This window comes from Ferrovum sp. (assembly GCF_027317285.1).
Lineage (GTDB): Bacteria > Pseudomonadota > Gammaproteobacteria > Burkholderiales > Ferrovaceae > Ferrovum.
The window spans coordinates 1-15,495 of the sequence record NZ_DAHVHV010000020.1 but is presented as its reverse complement, the minus strand read 5'-3'; the positions used below and the strand labels follow the sequence as shown (position 1 = coordinate 15,495).

At 52.6% G+C, this 15,495-nt stretch carries 10 protein-coding genes; all 10 read right to left on the bottom strand.

The features are described from left to right. Positions 1-18: 18 nt before the first annotated feature. The gene (locus tag M6F29_RS06105; protein ID WP_298157968.1) at positions 19-3,597 is read right to left on the bottom strand and encodes a rhamnan synthesis F family protein; all 3,579 of its coding nucleotides are present in this window, start codon (positions 3,595-3,597) and stop codon (positions 19-21) included. Then, positions 3,594-7,049, bottom strand: coding sequence for a glycoside hydrolase family 99-like domain-containing protein (locus M6F29_RS06100; RefSeq protein WP_298157967.1), 3,456 nt, complete (start codon positions 7,047-7,049; stop codon positions 3,594-3,596). Before M6F29_RS06100 ends, M6F29_RS06105 begins: the two co-directional genes overlap by 4 nt. A 22-nt stretch (positions 7,050-7,071) precedes the next feature. Beyond that, complete coding sequence (locus M6F29_RS06095) at positions 7,072-8,265, bottom strand: DegT/DnrJ/EryC1/StrS family aminotransferase (protein WP_298157966.1); 1,194 nt, start codon at positions 8,263-8,265, stop codon at positions 7,072-7,074. Continuing rightward, entirely contained in the window at positions 8,262-9,473 is a 1,212-nt protein-coding gene (locus M6F29_RS06090) for an aminotransferase class I/II-fold pyridoxal phosphate-dependent enzyme (RefSeq protein WP_298157965.1), read from the bottom strand. Before M6F29_RS06090 ends, M6F29_RS06095 begins: the two co-directional genes overlap by 4 nt. A gap of 5 nt (positions 9,474-9,478) precedes the next feature. After that, positions 9,479-10,189 (bottom strand): methyltransferase domain-containing protein, encoded by a 711-nt coding sequence (locus M6F29_RS06085; RefSeq protein WP_298157964.1) that lies wholly within the window; start codon positions 10,187-10,189, stop codon positions 9,479-9,481. Then, positions 10,186-10,944, bottom strand: coding sequence for a WbqC family protein (locus tag M6F29_RS06080; RefSeq protein WP_298157963.1), 759 nt, complete (start codon positions 10,942-10,944; stop codon positions 10,186-10,188). Before M6F29_RS06080 ends, M6F29_RS06085 begins: the two co-directional genes overlap by 4 nt. Then, complete coding sequence (locus M6F29_RS06075) at positions 10,941-12,281, bottom strand: ABC transporter ATP-binding protein (RefSeq protein WP_298157962.1); 1,341 nt, start codon at positions 12,279-12,281, stop codon at positions 10,941-10,943. The genes M6F29_RS06080 and M6F29_RS06075 overlap by 4 nt, the downstream gene beginning before the upstream one ends. Continuing rightward, positions 12,271-13,089: an ABC transporter permease gene (locus M6F29_RS06070; RefSeq protein WP_366525952.1), complete on the bottom strand. Its 819-nt coding sequence runs from the start codon at positions 13,087-13,089 to the stop codon at positions 12,271-12,273. Before M6F29_RS06070 ends, M6F29_RS06075 begins: the two co-directional genes overlap by 11 nt. A gap of 141 nt (positions 13,090-13,230) precedes the next feature. Further along, positions 13,231-15,150, bottom strand: a complete 1,920-nt coding sequence (locus tag M6F29_RS06065) for an NF038122 family metalloprotease (RefSeq protein WP_298157960.1) — start codon at positions 15,148-15,150, stop codon at positions 13,231-13,233. A 156-nt stretch (positions 15,151-15,306) separates the two neighbouring features. Continuing rightward, positions 15,307-15,495 (bottom strand): hypothetical protein (locus M6F29_RS06060; RefSeq protein ID WP_298157959.1); only part of this gene is annotated, 189 nt, incomplete at its 5' end.

Genomic DNA, 15,495 nt, shown 5'->3' with positions numbered 1-15,495 from the left:
TGGTTAGGAAATATCAGTTCAACGGGACAATCCCGGTATATTCACCACGGCATTTTTGGTACAAACAGGCGAAGGCAGGAAGGGAAAAATTCGTTCGATGGCATGAAGTAACGTGCCATCGGTGACCAAGGGTTCTGCGGGGTAATCAGACCAGGCCAGAGACAATTCAAACAGGGGACGGAGTTTTTCTGTCCGTGCCCAGAACATGGTTCCCACAGGAAAATTGAAATGTTCCGGCAATTTCTCGATGCCCATACGTGCTGCCAGATCCAGGGCATGGGGCAAGTTCCGATCCCATCCTACCGGTTGAGGGTTATCCGGAAAGACCAGACCGAGGGTGGGGTCGGCCACCATGGTTGCAACAATGGTATCTGCCATGGCACCGCCAATGCCACCCAGAAGATTTTCCAATAGGAAAAGATACCAACTTGAGCCGATGGCTGGATCGGCATGGGGCGTCAATTTCGTATGAAGGTGACCGATCAAGTCGTAGTTGGCCAGTAATTCCGGTCCGAATTGCGTCAAAAAAGGGCCAATGTCTCGTCCCCGGTTAGGGACTACCTCGAGTCGCACGACCCGACCGCCGTAGTTTGCCAGAATCTCCTCCACGAGGATGCGATGATCCGCGCGGGGAACACTGACAAACAAATCGGGTTTGAGCGTGTTCTGCTCCAGACGTTCCAGCATTGCCGTCAGCAGGTGGGGGTAAAACACATGGAGATGCAGAGCGACTTTCTGGTTTTTTGGAACAACAAGTTTTTCTGCGCTCACCGGTCTGATCACTTGTTGTAACCATGGTCCATGGGGACAACCTGCGCGCAGATAGTCGGCAAATGCATCAGCATGGGGGATTGATAACCCATGTTTCGCTACATAAACTGCCGGATGAAACCCCGGAGTCGGTTTGGTGCGCCGGATGCCCGTCAACCAGGACAAAATGTACCTGTGAATCCGTTCTTTTTCGGGTATATCCTGCACCTGCTGCAAGGAGGCAAAATCGTGGCAAAAATGACCTGAGTGATAAATCTCCTCAATGTCTAGCCGGATCTGTGTTGGAAGTTCAAGAATCGCGCGCGCTGCTTTCTCCAACCTTGAGACATAGGCAGCACTGCTCATTCCGGGTTTTCTGACCAATTGTCGACAGCGCTCCCCGATTTCCCGGCGTTGGTTTTCGTTTTCTGCGAGCGATTGCACCCTACCGGCCAAGTCATGGACATCCAGGTAGGAAGCCACGCAGGCTGTTTCCAGACCTTCCATGGACAAAATTTCTGCTACCCCGGATCCTTGGTCGAAGCAGAGCACAGGCAAGCCTGCTGCCATGGCCTCCAGCCCTTCAGCAGAAAAAGTACTTGAACGGGTTGTCAGAAGGTAAAGATCGGCCTCGGCATATCCGGGAGTGGCCGCTGATTTTTTGTCAAAGTAACTGATCACTTCTGCCACACCCATGCGCTGAATCTGATCGATCACGGCGGAGATATATTTCTGGTCCGGTGATGCTGCTTCATGATCCCGGATCCAGATAAAACGATAGCGAAAGTTCGGCGATTGTCGAACCAACAGGGAGGCACAAGCCGCGAACAAGTCGATTCCGTTCTGATACAAAAACTCTCCGCCGCCCAATACCACAATTTCGTTGGTTGATCTCGGAGAACGTTGAAGAGTGTCCAACGTTCCCAGTTCCTCTAGTTTCGAGGATGGCAGTCCTTGATGCAGGACAGTAGCGACCCGATCCTCCAGATAGGGGAAAAAACTCCTGGCTGTAGTCAGCAGGGATTGACAGGGAAACAGAGTCAGGCTGGACCAGAACAGAGTCTCCTCCAACGCAGTTGCTGAATGGTTTTCGGAAAGGATGGCGTGTGCAAGGCTGATGACCGGAATGAAGTGACGGGCCAGAATTCGTGTAAAAGGGATGGGACCTATCCCGTTGATCAGCGCAAGACGGATGGCATGGCGACTGCAAAGGTTCCCGATGACACTCTCCCAGAGGATGGGATTGGTGTGTATGCCGGCAACCTGAAGAACAACGGCTCCGGCTGCGCGATAACTCGTTTTTCTTTTGTCGCAATCGTCCGCCAGCACAATCAGGTTGAAGCGCAGCCCGAGAAGCGTAACCACTTCAACCAGGAAATCTTTGGAAGAACCCTCGGCTCCTCCGGTAAAAACCACCAACAAGGTCTCCCTGCTACCCGTGAATTCTGAAAAATCTCCCAACATGCGCCAGTACAAAGGGTGGGGAAGACGTCCCTCACGGCGTCCGTGAGTCCGGTAGTGATCCGCCGGATTCACACCCAAACGGGCAACATCAGGATACATTTTCAGATAAAAATCCACATCGACTTCCTGTCCTTTGTGAACGGCTCCAATGGTCATGAACTTTTCAAGACGGACTGTTTTTTTTGCGACCCATAGCATCTTCGAGGATATTTTTCGAAGCGGTGAGATCCATCTCCAGGGCAGACGGGATTCCAGGGCCAGATGATTCCGCCTCTGTTCGCTTAACTGTTGCTGAAGTTCTGCAACCCGGTTCTCCGATTCCAGCAAAGTGGCCTCGAGGATCTTGACTTGTGACTGAATCAGGTCAGATAAGGGGGCTACCTCATCAGTGCGTGGAAAAACCGTGTATTTCCCCGTCAGGGTGATGAAATCACGGTAGTCAAAATCATAACCAGACTTGATGCGGGAAGCTTTTTCCGGATCTGCCAGCAATCGGTAAATGAGGGAGATTCCGAATAACCTTGCCCAGGGCAACGCCTTGTCCTGCAAGGACAATAAGGCAAGAACGAAATCCGGTTCGAATTCATCCTTGCGTACATACTCTTCTGCCTCCGGGAAAATAGCCAGCATCTCTTCAGCACTGCGGATCTGTTGGTAGTTCTCCAGAATGAGATGAAATTCGGTGGCCGTACGCGCCTGGGTCTCAGGGCGATTCCCGCTGGCATTGGCTTCGTTTGAGCGAACCCTGAAACGAACCAGTTTTTCAGGCAATACATGGATGTCGTACTTGAAACACAGTCGGATCCACATTTCCAGATCAGGAAGTTGTCCCAGGCCTTTACGGTATACCCCGCAGTCTTCATAGCAAAACTTGCGAATCAGAATGCTGGGGTGGCAGAGGGCATTGGCATGATAGAAGAAGTAATTCAGCCACTGAAACCGGGTCCGGTTGGGCTGATCGAAAATGGTGGCATAAAAATGGCTGTCGTCTTCCAGGAACGCGCCAGTTTCATCGATGACATGTGTCTGGCAAAAGACCGCGCCTATGGCGCTGTGTGTATCCAGGAAATGAACCTGACGCTCGAGTTTTTCCGGTTCCCAGACATCATCTGAATGGTGAATGGCAATGTACTGGCCGGAGGCTACCTCCTCGATCGCCCGATTCGCAACGTAGCGTCGGGTTTCATCATTACGATAGGCCTTGATCCTCGGGTCGACATAACTGCCGATGATTTCCCAGGAATCGTCAGAGGAAGCATCGTCCCAAATGATCAACTCGAAGTCCTGGAACGTCTGTGACAGAACGCTCTCGATGGACTCTCGAATATATTTACCGTGATTGAAAGAAGTAAGGATGACCGAGACTTTGGGATTGGCACTCATGGCATTGCCTCGTTTCCAGGTTCCGGGGAAGGGGGAATCCGGTTCATTGCAGCCCCGTGGGGGAGTGCATCCAGGATCTGCCGGCGCAAGGCCGCTACTCGTTCCTCGCAGAGGTGGTACTCACCCTGTTCCAGCAAATGATTTTTCCGATCCGAGTCGGATAGCGCCAGTGTATGTTCTTTATCGCCGCGACGGTGGATGTAATCACCAATGAAAATACTGTCCTGTAAGGAAGCCCAGTCAGTTTTTTCCGCAGAAAAGATTTGCATTGTCAGGTAATAGTCTTCGAGGAATTTCATGTCGTCAAAGTAGTGAATGCAGGTCAGATCGATGAGGTTCAGGTTGAGCATGAAACTGTGCAGGGGGGCATGGTTGAGATGTAGATAGTCCTGGTAGGTCAGGCCCAGCGTGTAATTTTTTTCCCGACTCAGAATCATTCCGGTTTCCGCATCGACCGTGGTCGAAAATACCCGTCCGAAGGTTGCATTTTTGTTGGTATTCTCAAGTCGTGCCAGCAGAGTTCTGTAGGCATGGGAAAACAGGATATCATCGTAATCGAGAAAGGCTACATAGCCCTTTCCGATGGCTCTTATCGTGTCGTTCAGCATCAGGGACCGCACATCCGGGGTGTTTGGGGAAGAAGTGTAGCGCCGAATCATCGGCCGACATTCCTCAGACCAGGGCATGCCCTCCAGTTTGCGTCGCAGGGAGTCCGTCTCTTCATCTGTGAGATCCTGAAGCGCCAGCCAAGGTTGAACCCTGCAGTCAGCCTGAGCCAGAAGGGAATACAGGGACTTCATCAAAATATCGGTGACGGCACCGCGATGAAAACGGACGATCGTTGCGACCTTCTCCAATTTTTGGTGGTTTTTCCGAAGGGGAGGGCAAACCTTGAAATAGATCGCCTGGAGGCAGACCTTTGAGCCTCTCCAGGTACCGGGTGGGCGCAGATAAACCTCGCCACGTTGCCAATAGCCAATCGAAAAATTTGGTGCGGTCTCTTCATGAATGAAGTCGGGGTCGTTGCAAGGGGTCGCACTGATGAGGAAACCGCGATGCCTGAGTCCCATTTTCACCAAGGCTATGAGCGAATCCTGAGGGAAAATGACAGGTTCGGAAAACTCAATGATGAAATCTACCTTTCTGTGAATGCGCTCATTACAACGGACTCCCAATGCTTGCAATTCAGAGGCAATATAAAAGTTATGAATGGTCAGTTGGAAGCCTTGGGTCAAACAGAACTGCGCCAGATACTGCAAAAAATATTTTCTCGTAAAAACTTCTGATTGGAGGCGTTGCGCCACGACGGGGGCCAGAATGAACTCCAGGTGAAGTTCTGGCGCGGGGTTGATGTAGTCCAGACCGTCATAGGGATAATCGCAAAGGGCGCGGCCCACTGAATTGAGATAACCATACCCGTATTTGAGGTCAGGTTCCAGATGAGCCCCCTGTCCCCATTCATTCCAGGCATCCACCATGATGAAACGACGGTCAGGTGGCAGATGGGTTTCCGTATGCACAATTAACTGTGTCAGCCACTTCTGCATCTTTTTCGGCGTTGAACGATGTAAGATGGCCCCGGACGCCTCCTGTGGGCGAGCCATGCCATCCCAGGAGGGAACCAGGGAACGAAAGCAGGGCAAGGCGGAGGCAGAAAACTGCCTTGCATGATGATCAGCCACCGCTTCATAATCGAAAACCGGTGCCTTCAGCGTCCAGTAGGGATACAGGTCCTGGTTGATCGTCGGAACGTCTTTCTCGATCCCTTCCGGTTGCCCTTGTTCAACGAAGGCATCAAAACCGGAATCGGTGGGGGCATCCTCCCCGAAATTCAGGCTCCCCACCAAAAATGGAGGCTGAATTTCCTGTCGCTCACATTCCTCACGCCAGAGGGTTTGACAGGATTTTCCAAACCCGTGGGTGCCAGTGGCCCGGATCAGGACCATAGGGCGATGGGCCACCTTGAGGTAGCGCGGGTCCTTGAAGAAAGGAATCAGGTAATTGATCAGAGTGCGCGCGTGCTTTGTCAAGTCGCTCTGATCCAGGTTCTGCCCCCTGTCTCCTGTCCAGCAAAAACAATAGGGTAGGGTGATCTGAGGGGCTGACTGCAACGCTGCCACAGGCTGCTCGAAAACAGGGGCACCCTCCTGCCATTCAAGGTGGAAAATAAACCCCTGCACGCCGGATTTTTGCATCATCCCGGCTTGTTTTTCCAGCAGGGCCTGCCCTGCCGACTGATCGTAATAGCCCAGATCCTCATGGGGAACGTGCTGTTGATAGTGGCCCTCGAATAAGGGGGTGGCCGAGCGTACCCTGTTCCACTCGGCTCCTTCCGGTTGTGCAGATGAAAAAAAGCGCGGTTGATAATAAGCCAAGACCTTGATGTCTTGATGAACGATTGTGTGGGAATAATCGTTCTGTTCCTCGTAGTATTCCTGAGATTCGCAAGAAAGTTCTGGGGTTTCAAGACGATAATTCCGTCCTGTCGAAGTAGTCGTGAACATCAGGATAAGTCGTTCCAGGGCGTGGGCCAGAGTGGCATCTGCCGGAATCGGTTCTTCAGGAAAATCCTGGTAAGACAGAGGTAGCGAAAGAAACTGCTTCAGACATGCGGTTTTTGCCCAGAACATCCCCCCTTGAGGAAATTCGACAAAGGGGAAATCATCGATGTTAAATAAATCGTGGGCGAACAAAAATGAGCGGGCAATATCATGATTATCCAGCCAGCCCGTGGCATCCCAAAAGGCGCCCTTGTTCCCGGCGGGATAGACGGCGCGGGCATCTTCCTCGAACAAACGTAAAATTTGACGAATTGCGTATTCGGAGCCGCAGAGTTGATTCATCAAGGAATTGAACCAGCCTTCAAGATTCGTGGCATGGGGGCTTTTTTTGGTGTGGAAATGGGCGATATAGTCATAGTTGGACAGACGTGCGCCAAACTGGACGATGAAGGGCGCAATGTCCCGACCTCGATTGGGAACATTTTCAATGATTACTTGATTCACGCGAGGAATTTCCTGCTTGAAGCGGCTCAGATAATTTTTGACTGCGCGTTTTCCGGGAACCGAGACAAACAGATCAAACTCAAGAGGAATATGCCTCAGGTACTGGATGCACACCTCCGTCATGTCGTCGTAATAGAGATGCAGATGGACGGCGATTTTTCTGGGGGTGAGCGGGATGGCTTCCGTGGGAGAGGGGGACAAGTAATAAGGAACTGTCCGGAACTTTTCCCGTTGTAACTTTTCTTTCTGGAGCACCGACAGGGCATAAGCTTGAGGTTTGTCGAATCGATTCTTGCCCAGCCCCAGTTTGCGCGCTGTCAGTGCAATGGCATAGCCCCATCCACCCAAGCGTACCACCTGAAAAAAACTCGAAAACAGTTTGGGACGTTTGATCACGATCCACGCGATGCCGATCCATGACCTGAGGCTATTCAAATGACGCTCCATGACTTTTCAAAACAGGTTTTCCTCATTTGATTCGTTGAGCGATCCATTTGGCGTTGGCCTGTGTCAGGACGAGAATGTCGCAAATCTTTTCCACGACTTGCGCCGAGACTCTGGCTCCAATAGGAAGTTGCAGGCAAGAATGACATAATTCATCGGTATGAATCAGTGGTTCGGTACAAAACCGGGAGTCATTGGCATAAGGAATACAGTGATGTAGTCCAGGATAGAAATATCTTCGGGCAATCACGTTTTCCGCCTTTAAAACCTCGAGCAATTGATCACGAGATAACCCAAACCGAATTTCGTCAATTTCGCAGATGAGATACTGGTAATTGGATACTCGGACTTGCGCCGGCTCCACCAAGCGTATGCCCGGTATGTCGCGCAAGCGGCACTCGTAGAGCTGGTATAATCTTTCATTGTTGGCGCGATTTTCCGGAAAATCCTCCAGGCTCATCAGCGCCACGGCTGCCTGGGCTTCTGACATACGCGCATTGGCCACCCGTACCACGGGCACCAAAGGGGTGCTCTCCCGGTAACTCGGTCGGATACTGCGTAGACGCAAGGCCAGGTCATCGTCGTTCGTGCAGATGCAGCCTCCTTCCGTGGCATTCAGGATTTTAGTGGCATGGAAGGAAAACACTTCGGCCTGACCAAAACTGCCGATCTTGCCTTCTTCAATGGCACATCCGAAGGCATGGGCCGAATCAAAGTAGAGTTTCACGCCCAGAGTGTCCGCAAGTTTTTCCAGGATCTGTGGTTGACAGGTGCCCCCCCATAAGTTCACCCCCATGATGGCGCTTACTTCCTCATCCATATGACGGACGATCTGGTCCACATCGATTTGATGGGTGTTTCTATTGATGTCACAGAACAAGGGGTCCAACCCAGCCCGAGAAACCGATTGAGCAGAGGCGATGAAGGTAAAAGCCGGCATCAGGACCTTACCCGTCAGTTCCAGGGCATCGGCCACCATCATCAATCCCAAGGTGGCATTGCTGACCAGAAGGACATGCTTTACCCCAAAAAACTCGCGCAACCGGCACTCCAGTTGTTCATGAAGCGGACCATTATTGTTGTAGTATTGACGTTCAAAAATGCCGCGAAAGGCCCGTTCATAACGTTCCCAGGAAGGAAAATAAAGTTGCCCCACGGGGAGTGGTACGTCGAAGGCGGGGGGAGCCCCAAAAATCGCAAGGTTTGGTCGAGTGTTCATCCTTGATTTCCTGACCTGGTTTTCTCCAGGATTTCATCTGCATGCCTGGTCATGAACTCCAGAAGAGTCACGATCTCCCCCACATCAGTGGAGTTGACCCGATGTCCGCACGGGAGATTGATGAAAACTTCTGCCAATCGATCTGTCACTGGCAAATCTGCGGGCACATGGGGGAAGGCCATGACCTTGCGATGCAGGGGGGGGGCATAGTAGGAACGCGCCAGGATATTCTCCGCATTGAGCAGGGCAAGGGTGATCTCACGGGAAAGTGGCCAGGACGGGAGCAGTTCCACCACGATATTTTTGTAGCCCGTCGGATAACGCTCGTCGAACTCCACCAGTCGCAATCCGGGCACTTCAGCCAGTCGCCGCTGATACGTTTGATAGCGTTCGCGATTGCGTTCAACCTGCGCATCCACATCATCGAGACTGGCTAAGGCCATGGCGGCATGAATTTCATTGAGTTTGGCATTCATTCCCTGGCCCAGGACGACATTATCCAGTCCTGAAAACCCAAACCCTCTCAGGATAGCCAGTTTTTGGGCCAACGCACCGTCATTGGTGGTGATATAGCCCCCCCCAAATCCATTCAACAGTTTACAGGCATGCAGGGAAAACCCTTCGGCACGGCCAAATTTCCCCACTTTACCTGCTGCCACGCCTTCGTAAACCGATTCGACAGAATCAAAAAGCAGGGGAATCCCCGTCTCGCTCGATAACTGTTCCAAACCTTTCACATCACAACCATTGACGATGGGGTGGACCCCCAGAATCAGGGCGGTTTCTTCGTTGATACAGGGTTCGACCGTTGCGCGGGTCATGGCCAGGGTGGCTGGATCCACTTCACAAAAACGCGGCTTCAGCGGAACCCACGCGGCAATGTCCGCCATGCGCCGATAGGTCAGGGCTGGCATCACAACCTCTGAGCGATGCTCGAGGGCCAGGACGGACATCGTCAGTGCCAATGCCCAGAATCCGCTGTTGAAGGTAATACAGTGGCTGACCTCGTGGAAGTCCGCCAGCCTTTTTTCCAGTAACCGGACATTGGGCCCGTTGTTCGTGTATTGTCCCTGTTGGTAGAAAACTTTTGAGTATTCCAGAAATTTTTCGATATCCGGTTGCAGCAGATTGGAGGTGGAACGGGGTACGGCAAAGGCCGGCTTGCCGTTGAACAGTGCCAAATCTTCGATGCCCTTTTTGATCAACATGCTTTTTACTTTCCCGTGTCACGCATCAACAGCGCGTCATAACGGTAGTATGACGCGTAAAACTCCGGTGGCATGGTTGAAAAACTCACCTTCCAGCCGGATTGGCGGACCAGGTATTCAAATTCCTGTCGGGTTCTCCAACATCCTGTCGCCGTTTCATGATTCGACAATTCATTCCTGCCGGGTGTTCGCTTATAAAAATCAGCCGCATGGTCACGATCCGGGAGATTCCCGATAAAACAGCGTCGAACCCTGGTGAATTTCTCGTACAGCGTGCGTAACACCTGGATCGCCTCGTTTTCAGACAGGTATTGAAAACTGCCATAGCAAAGGACCTTGGTAAATCGTTTGGGGCTGGTTTCTGTCGTGACATAGTCTCCTGCCCCAACTTCAAGAAAACCAAAATTGGGGAGTTTTTCAAAATTTGTTCGGGCGACCGAGATCAGGTGTTGCGAAAGATCCACGCCCAGAAAGCCCGCACAACGGCCGAATAAACGTTGCGACAACGCCCCGTTCCCGCAGGCAATATCCAGTAATACATCCTCTGGCTCAAAATTCAAACCAGTGCAGATGGCGGCCACGATCCTTTCGATCTGGTCTTCCGGGACAGGAACCCCCTGCACGGTACGCAGAACCTGACCCCAGAAATCATCCGGAGGGCGGGTCCGCGCGTATTCGTCATAACTGAATTTTCGTCCGGATGGCTGGGTACTCATAATGAAAATGTGGTTCCAGAAGGTTGGGCAGTGGCCGGCAGGAGTGTGCAGGATTCCAGCATTTTTTTGGTTCCCTCGCGTCCTGTGAACATCAGGATATCAATGAGGGACAGCCCGGGTTCGAATACCCTGCGTTGGTCATAAGCGTCCATCCGACTGTCGAGAAACATCAGTTCAACCCCGTTTTCCCTGAACTTGTCCGGCGCAAACAGGTGTCGTCCCGCCATCGGGTTGATGTACTGAACGCCTTTCATCTGTTGGGTGATGTTCAGGGCCCATTCGCCCGCATCCGTCACCTGACTATAGTCAAATCCGCACTCCGAAGAAATTTTCAACCGGGTTTTTATGTCCAGATAGGCGCAAAGGCCACGCATGAGGTGGGCATTGATCTGAACCATACTTGTGGTCGAGATGGTTGAAAAAAGTTCCTCCAGCAACGCCCTGACCTCTCCGTAGTAGGGAGCGCGGGTTCGGGGGCCGTAATGATAATGTTCCAGTTGGCGCAGAATTTTTTCCTTCCAGTCGCTATCGGGATGAGCTCGGATGTCCTTGATCAGTGCGGTCCGTGAATGCTTCTGGAGCGGGACCAGAATGTACTGCCAGCCTTCTTCCGGTTTGAGTATCCGGTTGCGGTTGATCCAGCCATGTCGAATGAACTGTACATCATCAAACAGAATGAAAACATCCGCTGCCTTGATCAACTGCCAGTAACCCAGGTAAGGAAGAAAATAGGGCTGCATGATGGCGAGTTTCATCGCTGTTCCACCGTCATGGTGGTGGGGATGAATACCTTGCTCCATAACCGTCCACCCGGCCTGCGATTCACCTTGAAGACGATGGCGTCCTCGACGACGTCCAGAAACCGGGCGGTTTCTCCCTCGACGATGGGTTCTGTCACCTGAACCTGAATGCTGTAGGCCCCTTCATGGAGAGGAACCCGGGTCTGGAAAGTGACCACATAGGATTTCTGGATATCGGCTTCGATGAGCGGCAGATCCAGTTGTCGGGGACCAACCCCCAGCAGGAGAATCTTTTTGTCATCGTGGATATAGTAACTGACCGCGAGGGATTTTCGGACATGGCTGACGAGGTGAATACGGATCACGACTTCCTGATCAAACTCGGCCTCCAGGATCGGTTGTCCTGCCTTGTCCAGAAAATCGACCCGATGGACGATGGCTTCCCCGGAACCGTATCTCGAAAATTCCATCTGTGTCCGGGGAGGTTGGGGCGATGGGTCGACCGGGGGGGCTGGCAAGGGCGGAACGGTCCGGGCATCGGGTGTAGGGACGGTGCGGGGTGGGCGGGAAAATCCGGGTTCCTGGTTCATTTCCTCGCGCATGACCCGGACGAATTCTTCGGCTACCTGGGCGGCTGTCCCCATGGATCTGAGCGCACCCCGTTCCAGATAGATGCCCCGATCGCAAAGGCTTTTGACGGTTCCCATGTCGTGGCTGACGAACAGGACCGTGGCGCCTCTTTCCTGTATGCGCCGAAGTGCCGTGATACATTTTGCCTGGAATTTCATGTCCCCAACCGCCAACGCTTCATCCACGATCATGATTTCGGGATCACAGAGTACGTTCAAGGCGAAGGCAAGACGAACATACATCCCGCTGGAGTAGTTTTTTACCGGTTGCTCGATGAAGTCTCCGATGTCCGCAAAGGCGGCAATTTCCTCAAAGCGGTCGTGGAGTTCTGCCTGACTCAAGCCCAGCAGTGCGCCATTCATGAAGACATTTTCGCGCCCGGAAAAGTCCGGATTGAACCCTGCGCCCAACTCCAGGAGCGCCGTCAGGCGTCCCACGGTTTCAACGGTTCCTTCGGTGGGGGTCAAGGTGCCGCAAATCAACTGCAACAAGGTGGACTTGCCGCTTCCATTGCGCCCGATGATTCCCACTGTTTCTCCCTTGTGGATATCGAAGGAAACTTGATCCACGGCCCGGAAATTGTGAAAGAACTGGGACGGAGGACGCCCCAGCCAACGTTGCAGCCTGGGGAGCAACGATTGTTTCAGGCGATCCTGGGGGCGTTCGTAGATCTGGTAGTTTTTGGTCAGGTGACGAACCCTGATGGCCACATCAGAGGACATCGGCAAATCCTTTCCGGGTTTTTTGAAACCAGGCGAAACCCAGCCAGGCAGTGATCATGGAGACAAAAAGCATCGATACCCACGCAACGATATGGGAAAGATGGCCCCAGTACAAGACATCACGCATGGTTTCAATCACGGGCGTCAGGGGATTGAAATAGATCCATTTCCTGAAATTTTCAGGGAGTGCCGAGGCAGGATAAAAAATCGGGGAGAGGAACATCAAAACGGTCGTCAAAATGTTGGTGATCTGCGCGGCATCACGCAGGTAGACCCCCAGGGAAGCAAGAAACCAGGACAATCCCATCACTAGAAAAATCAGGGGAATGAGGGCAAAGGGCAGCAACAACACTGTCACCTGGGGCAACCCAAAGAAAACCACATACACAGCCAACCAGACCATAAGACTGATGGAAGTATGAATCAAAGCCGAACCCAATACGATCCAAGGCAAGACTTCCAGCGGGAAGACAACTTTTTTGACATAATTTACATTGGCAATCACCAGTCCGGGGGCACGGTTGATGCACTCGGCAAAGAGGTTGAAAACCATCAAACCGGCGAACAATACCAGGGCAAATTCGGTTTTTGAATCACTTCCGGCATGCCAGCGTGCCTTGAACACCACACTGAAGACGAAGGTATAGATCAGCAACATCAGCAAAGGGTGAAAAAAAGACCACAGGATACCCAGGTAAGCTCCCCGGTAACGGCCCACCACTTCTCTTTGTACCATCAGGCCTACAAGAACCCTGTGTCGCCAGAGGCTGGCTACCATTTCTCGTGGTGACAAGGAAAAACTCCGCATCAGTGGCGTACTCCAGCATGGTTCAGCAACCGAACCGCCGATCCTATCGCATCGCCCGGTTAAAGGCAATATTTGCCGGGCGGAATATCATTGGCTCACGACAGGAGAGGGGGCGAGGACAGGATGAGACTGCCGTATCCCTTATGCATAGGCTAATCCATGTTGAGCCAGTCCCACCAGATTGACATGGTTCTGGTTGATGGGGTTTGCTGCGGCAAAGGACAGCAAGGAAGCCTGAGTGAAGGTACCATTGGTAAGGTCATTGGTGAGACCGGTGAGGTCGACGGCATCGATGGGGGTGCCGATGACATGTTGCCAGAGGGTCGAAACGAAGGCGGAATTGCCGAGGTTCAAGGACGCCACGACGCTCTGGGCCACCCGCTGCATTGTGGTTCCTCCCTCGAAGGCGGTCAGACTGCTGGTCACCAGGGTTGGGTTGGACAGTGCTCCATCCCCATAGGCCGCGCCGATCAGTTCGGCTGCCTGACCACCGGCCTGATTGCTTCCCATATCAAAAGCCAGTTTGACATCGGTGAACTTGACATGCTGCACTCCGATCAGGGTGTCGGTGGTCCCTGCTCCGGTGACGGTGATGGTCCCTGCCCCAGGATTTCCCGTAAGGGTGTAGTTGGTGGAAGCCGATGCGTAACTGACGCTGTCGATTCCTTGGGCATTCGTGCTCACCGGAGTAAATCCCAGTCCGGTCTGACCGAGTCCCGTCAGGTTCAGATGGGCTTGATTGGGGATCGTGTTGGCGGCGGCAATGAGCAGGGAGGCCTGGGTGAAGGTGCCATTGGCAAGAGCATTGGTGTACAGGGAAAGATCGGTGGCATCAATGGGGGTGCCGATGACGTGTTGCCACAGTGTGGTCACAAAGGAAGTGTTGCCCGCTGCACTGATGTTGCCGCTGGACACCAAAGCCTGCGCAGCCTGTTGCAGGGTACCCCCATTGTCGAAGAACTTGATCCAGTCACCCAACAGCACCTTATCGCTCACTGTTTGGGTGCCAAAAGCGGCCCCCAGAAGAAGCGCGGCTTCTCCCGTGGATTGCGTGGTGCCCGTATCAAAAGCCAGGGAAGTGTCGGTGAACTGAAGTCGGGCCACATCAAGGAGCGTGCTGATGGCATCCTGGTTGGGAACAGTGTCTTGAACGGTGACCATTCCGGAAGTCGAGAGGGCATTGATGTGGTAATTGGATAAGGCGCTGCTGAAGATCACCGTATCCCCTCCTGACCCCGTGATGAAACTGTTGGGTGTGACATGGGCGACACTGTTCGACGCCAGGGTGATCGGATGGGCCACATCAAACCCCAGTGTTTGCAGAACCTGCAAGTCCAGGGGGGTAAGAGCGGGACTATTGCTCGCTATCGCGGCAAAAGGATCACTGATATTGGCAAAGTCGGCCGTATCGCTGGTGGAAAATGTCCCGAGGCTGGTGACGCCACCGTTGAGAGAAAAGTACCCCGGAGTGGGTGAGGCAGGATTCCAGAGTTGTCCGGGAGCAGAGTAGGTATACAGGTCGAGGGAGGTGTTCCAGACATTGCCCGCGGTATCTACCCAACCGTTTATCCGTCCCAGTGCGTGGGCAAGTTCGTGAAGAGCGACAGAAACCGTCTCGTTGTAGGTGGCGTAGGATGGCAAGGAAAAACCTACCTCACCGTCGAAACTGGTGGCAGAGGGATTTGCCACTCCCATGACTTTAGCCTGGGCGGAGGAAAGAATCATATAACCAGACGTGATCAAAGGGGTGGACGATAGCGTGGTCGCCAAAGTGGAAAGACCGTCCAGACTGGCCTGGTTGACCAATAAATTCGTAATCTGCTGATTGTTGACGGACACGGTGCCATAGGGACTGGCAAGGGCGCTTGAACTGGGGCCTCCTAGCCCTCCTGAATTGGGTGCCATGGCGGTACCGCCGATTTCGTTCCAGCCCACCTGGATGGTGACCGAAACCGGATTGAGCAACTCAGCCCCCAACAGATTTGCCGCTTGTTGAACCGCAGCCTTGAAAAATGAAGGCGCTGCGCCGGTGCTGGAATCCCAGGATAGATTGATTTGCATTTTGGCCTCTCTATGCGCTTGGTGAGGATGGGCGCCTCTTAATTAATGGGAAATTGTACCCATAAACAGCCTGATTGACACTGGCTTTTCGAAGATCTTGGACTATAATTAGGATGGCCAGAAAAAACCTCTGAAAAAATGTGACTAACGTCACAATTAGTTGTAGTTGGCATAATGGCGATCTGGATCCAGGATCTCACCCGTGAAATATTCCACTGTCAATGAAATTAACTGAACTTTAGACATTCGCGGACTTTTCCCAATTTCTAAGGCATCCATCCACGCGATAAATTTTCGATAAATGCAAAAAACACTTGACATGAACGCCGATTTGCGAGGTTGCTG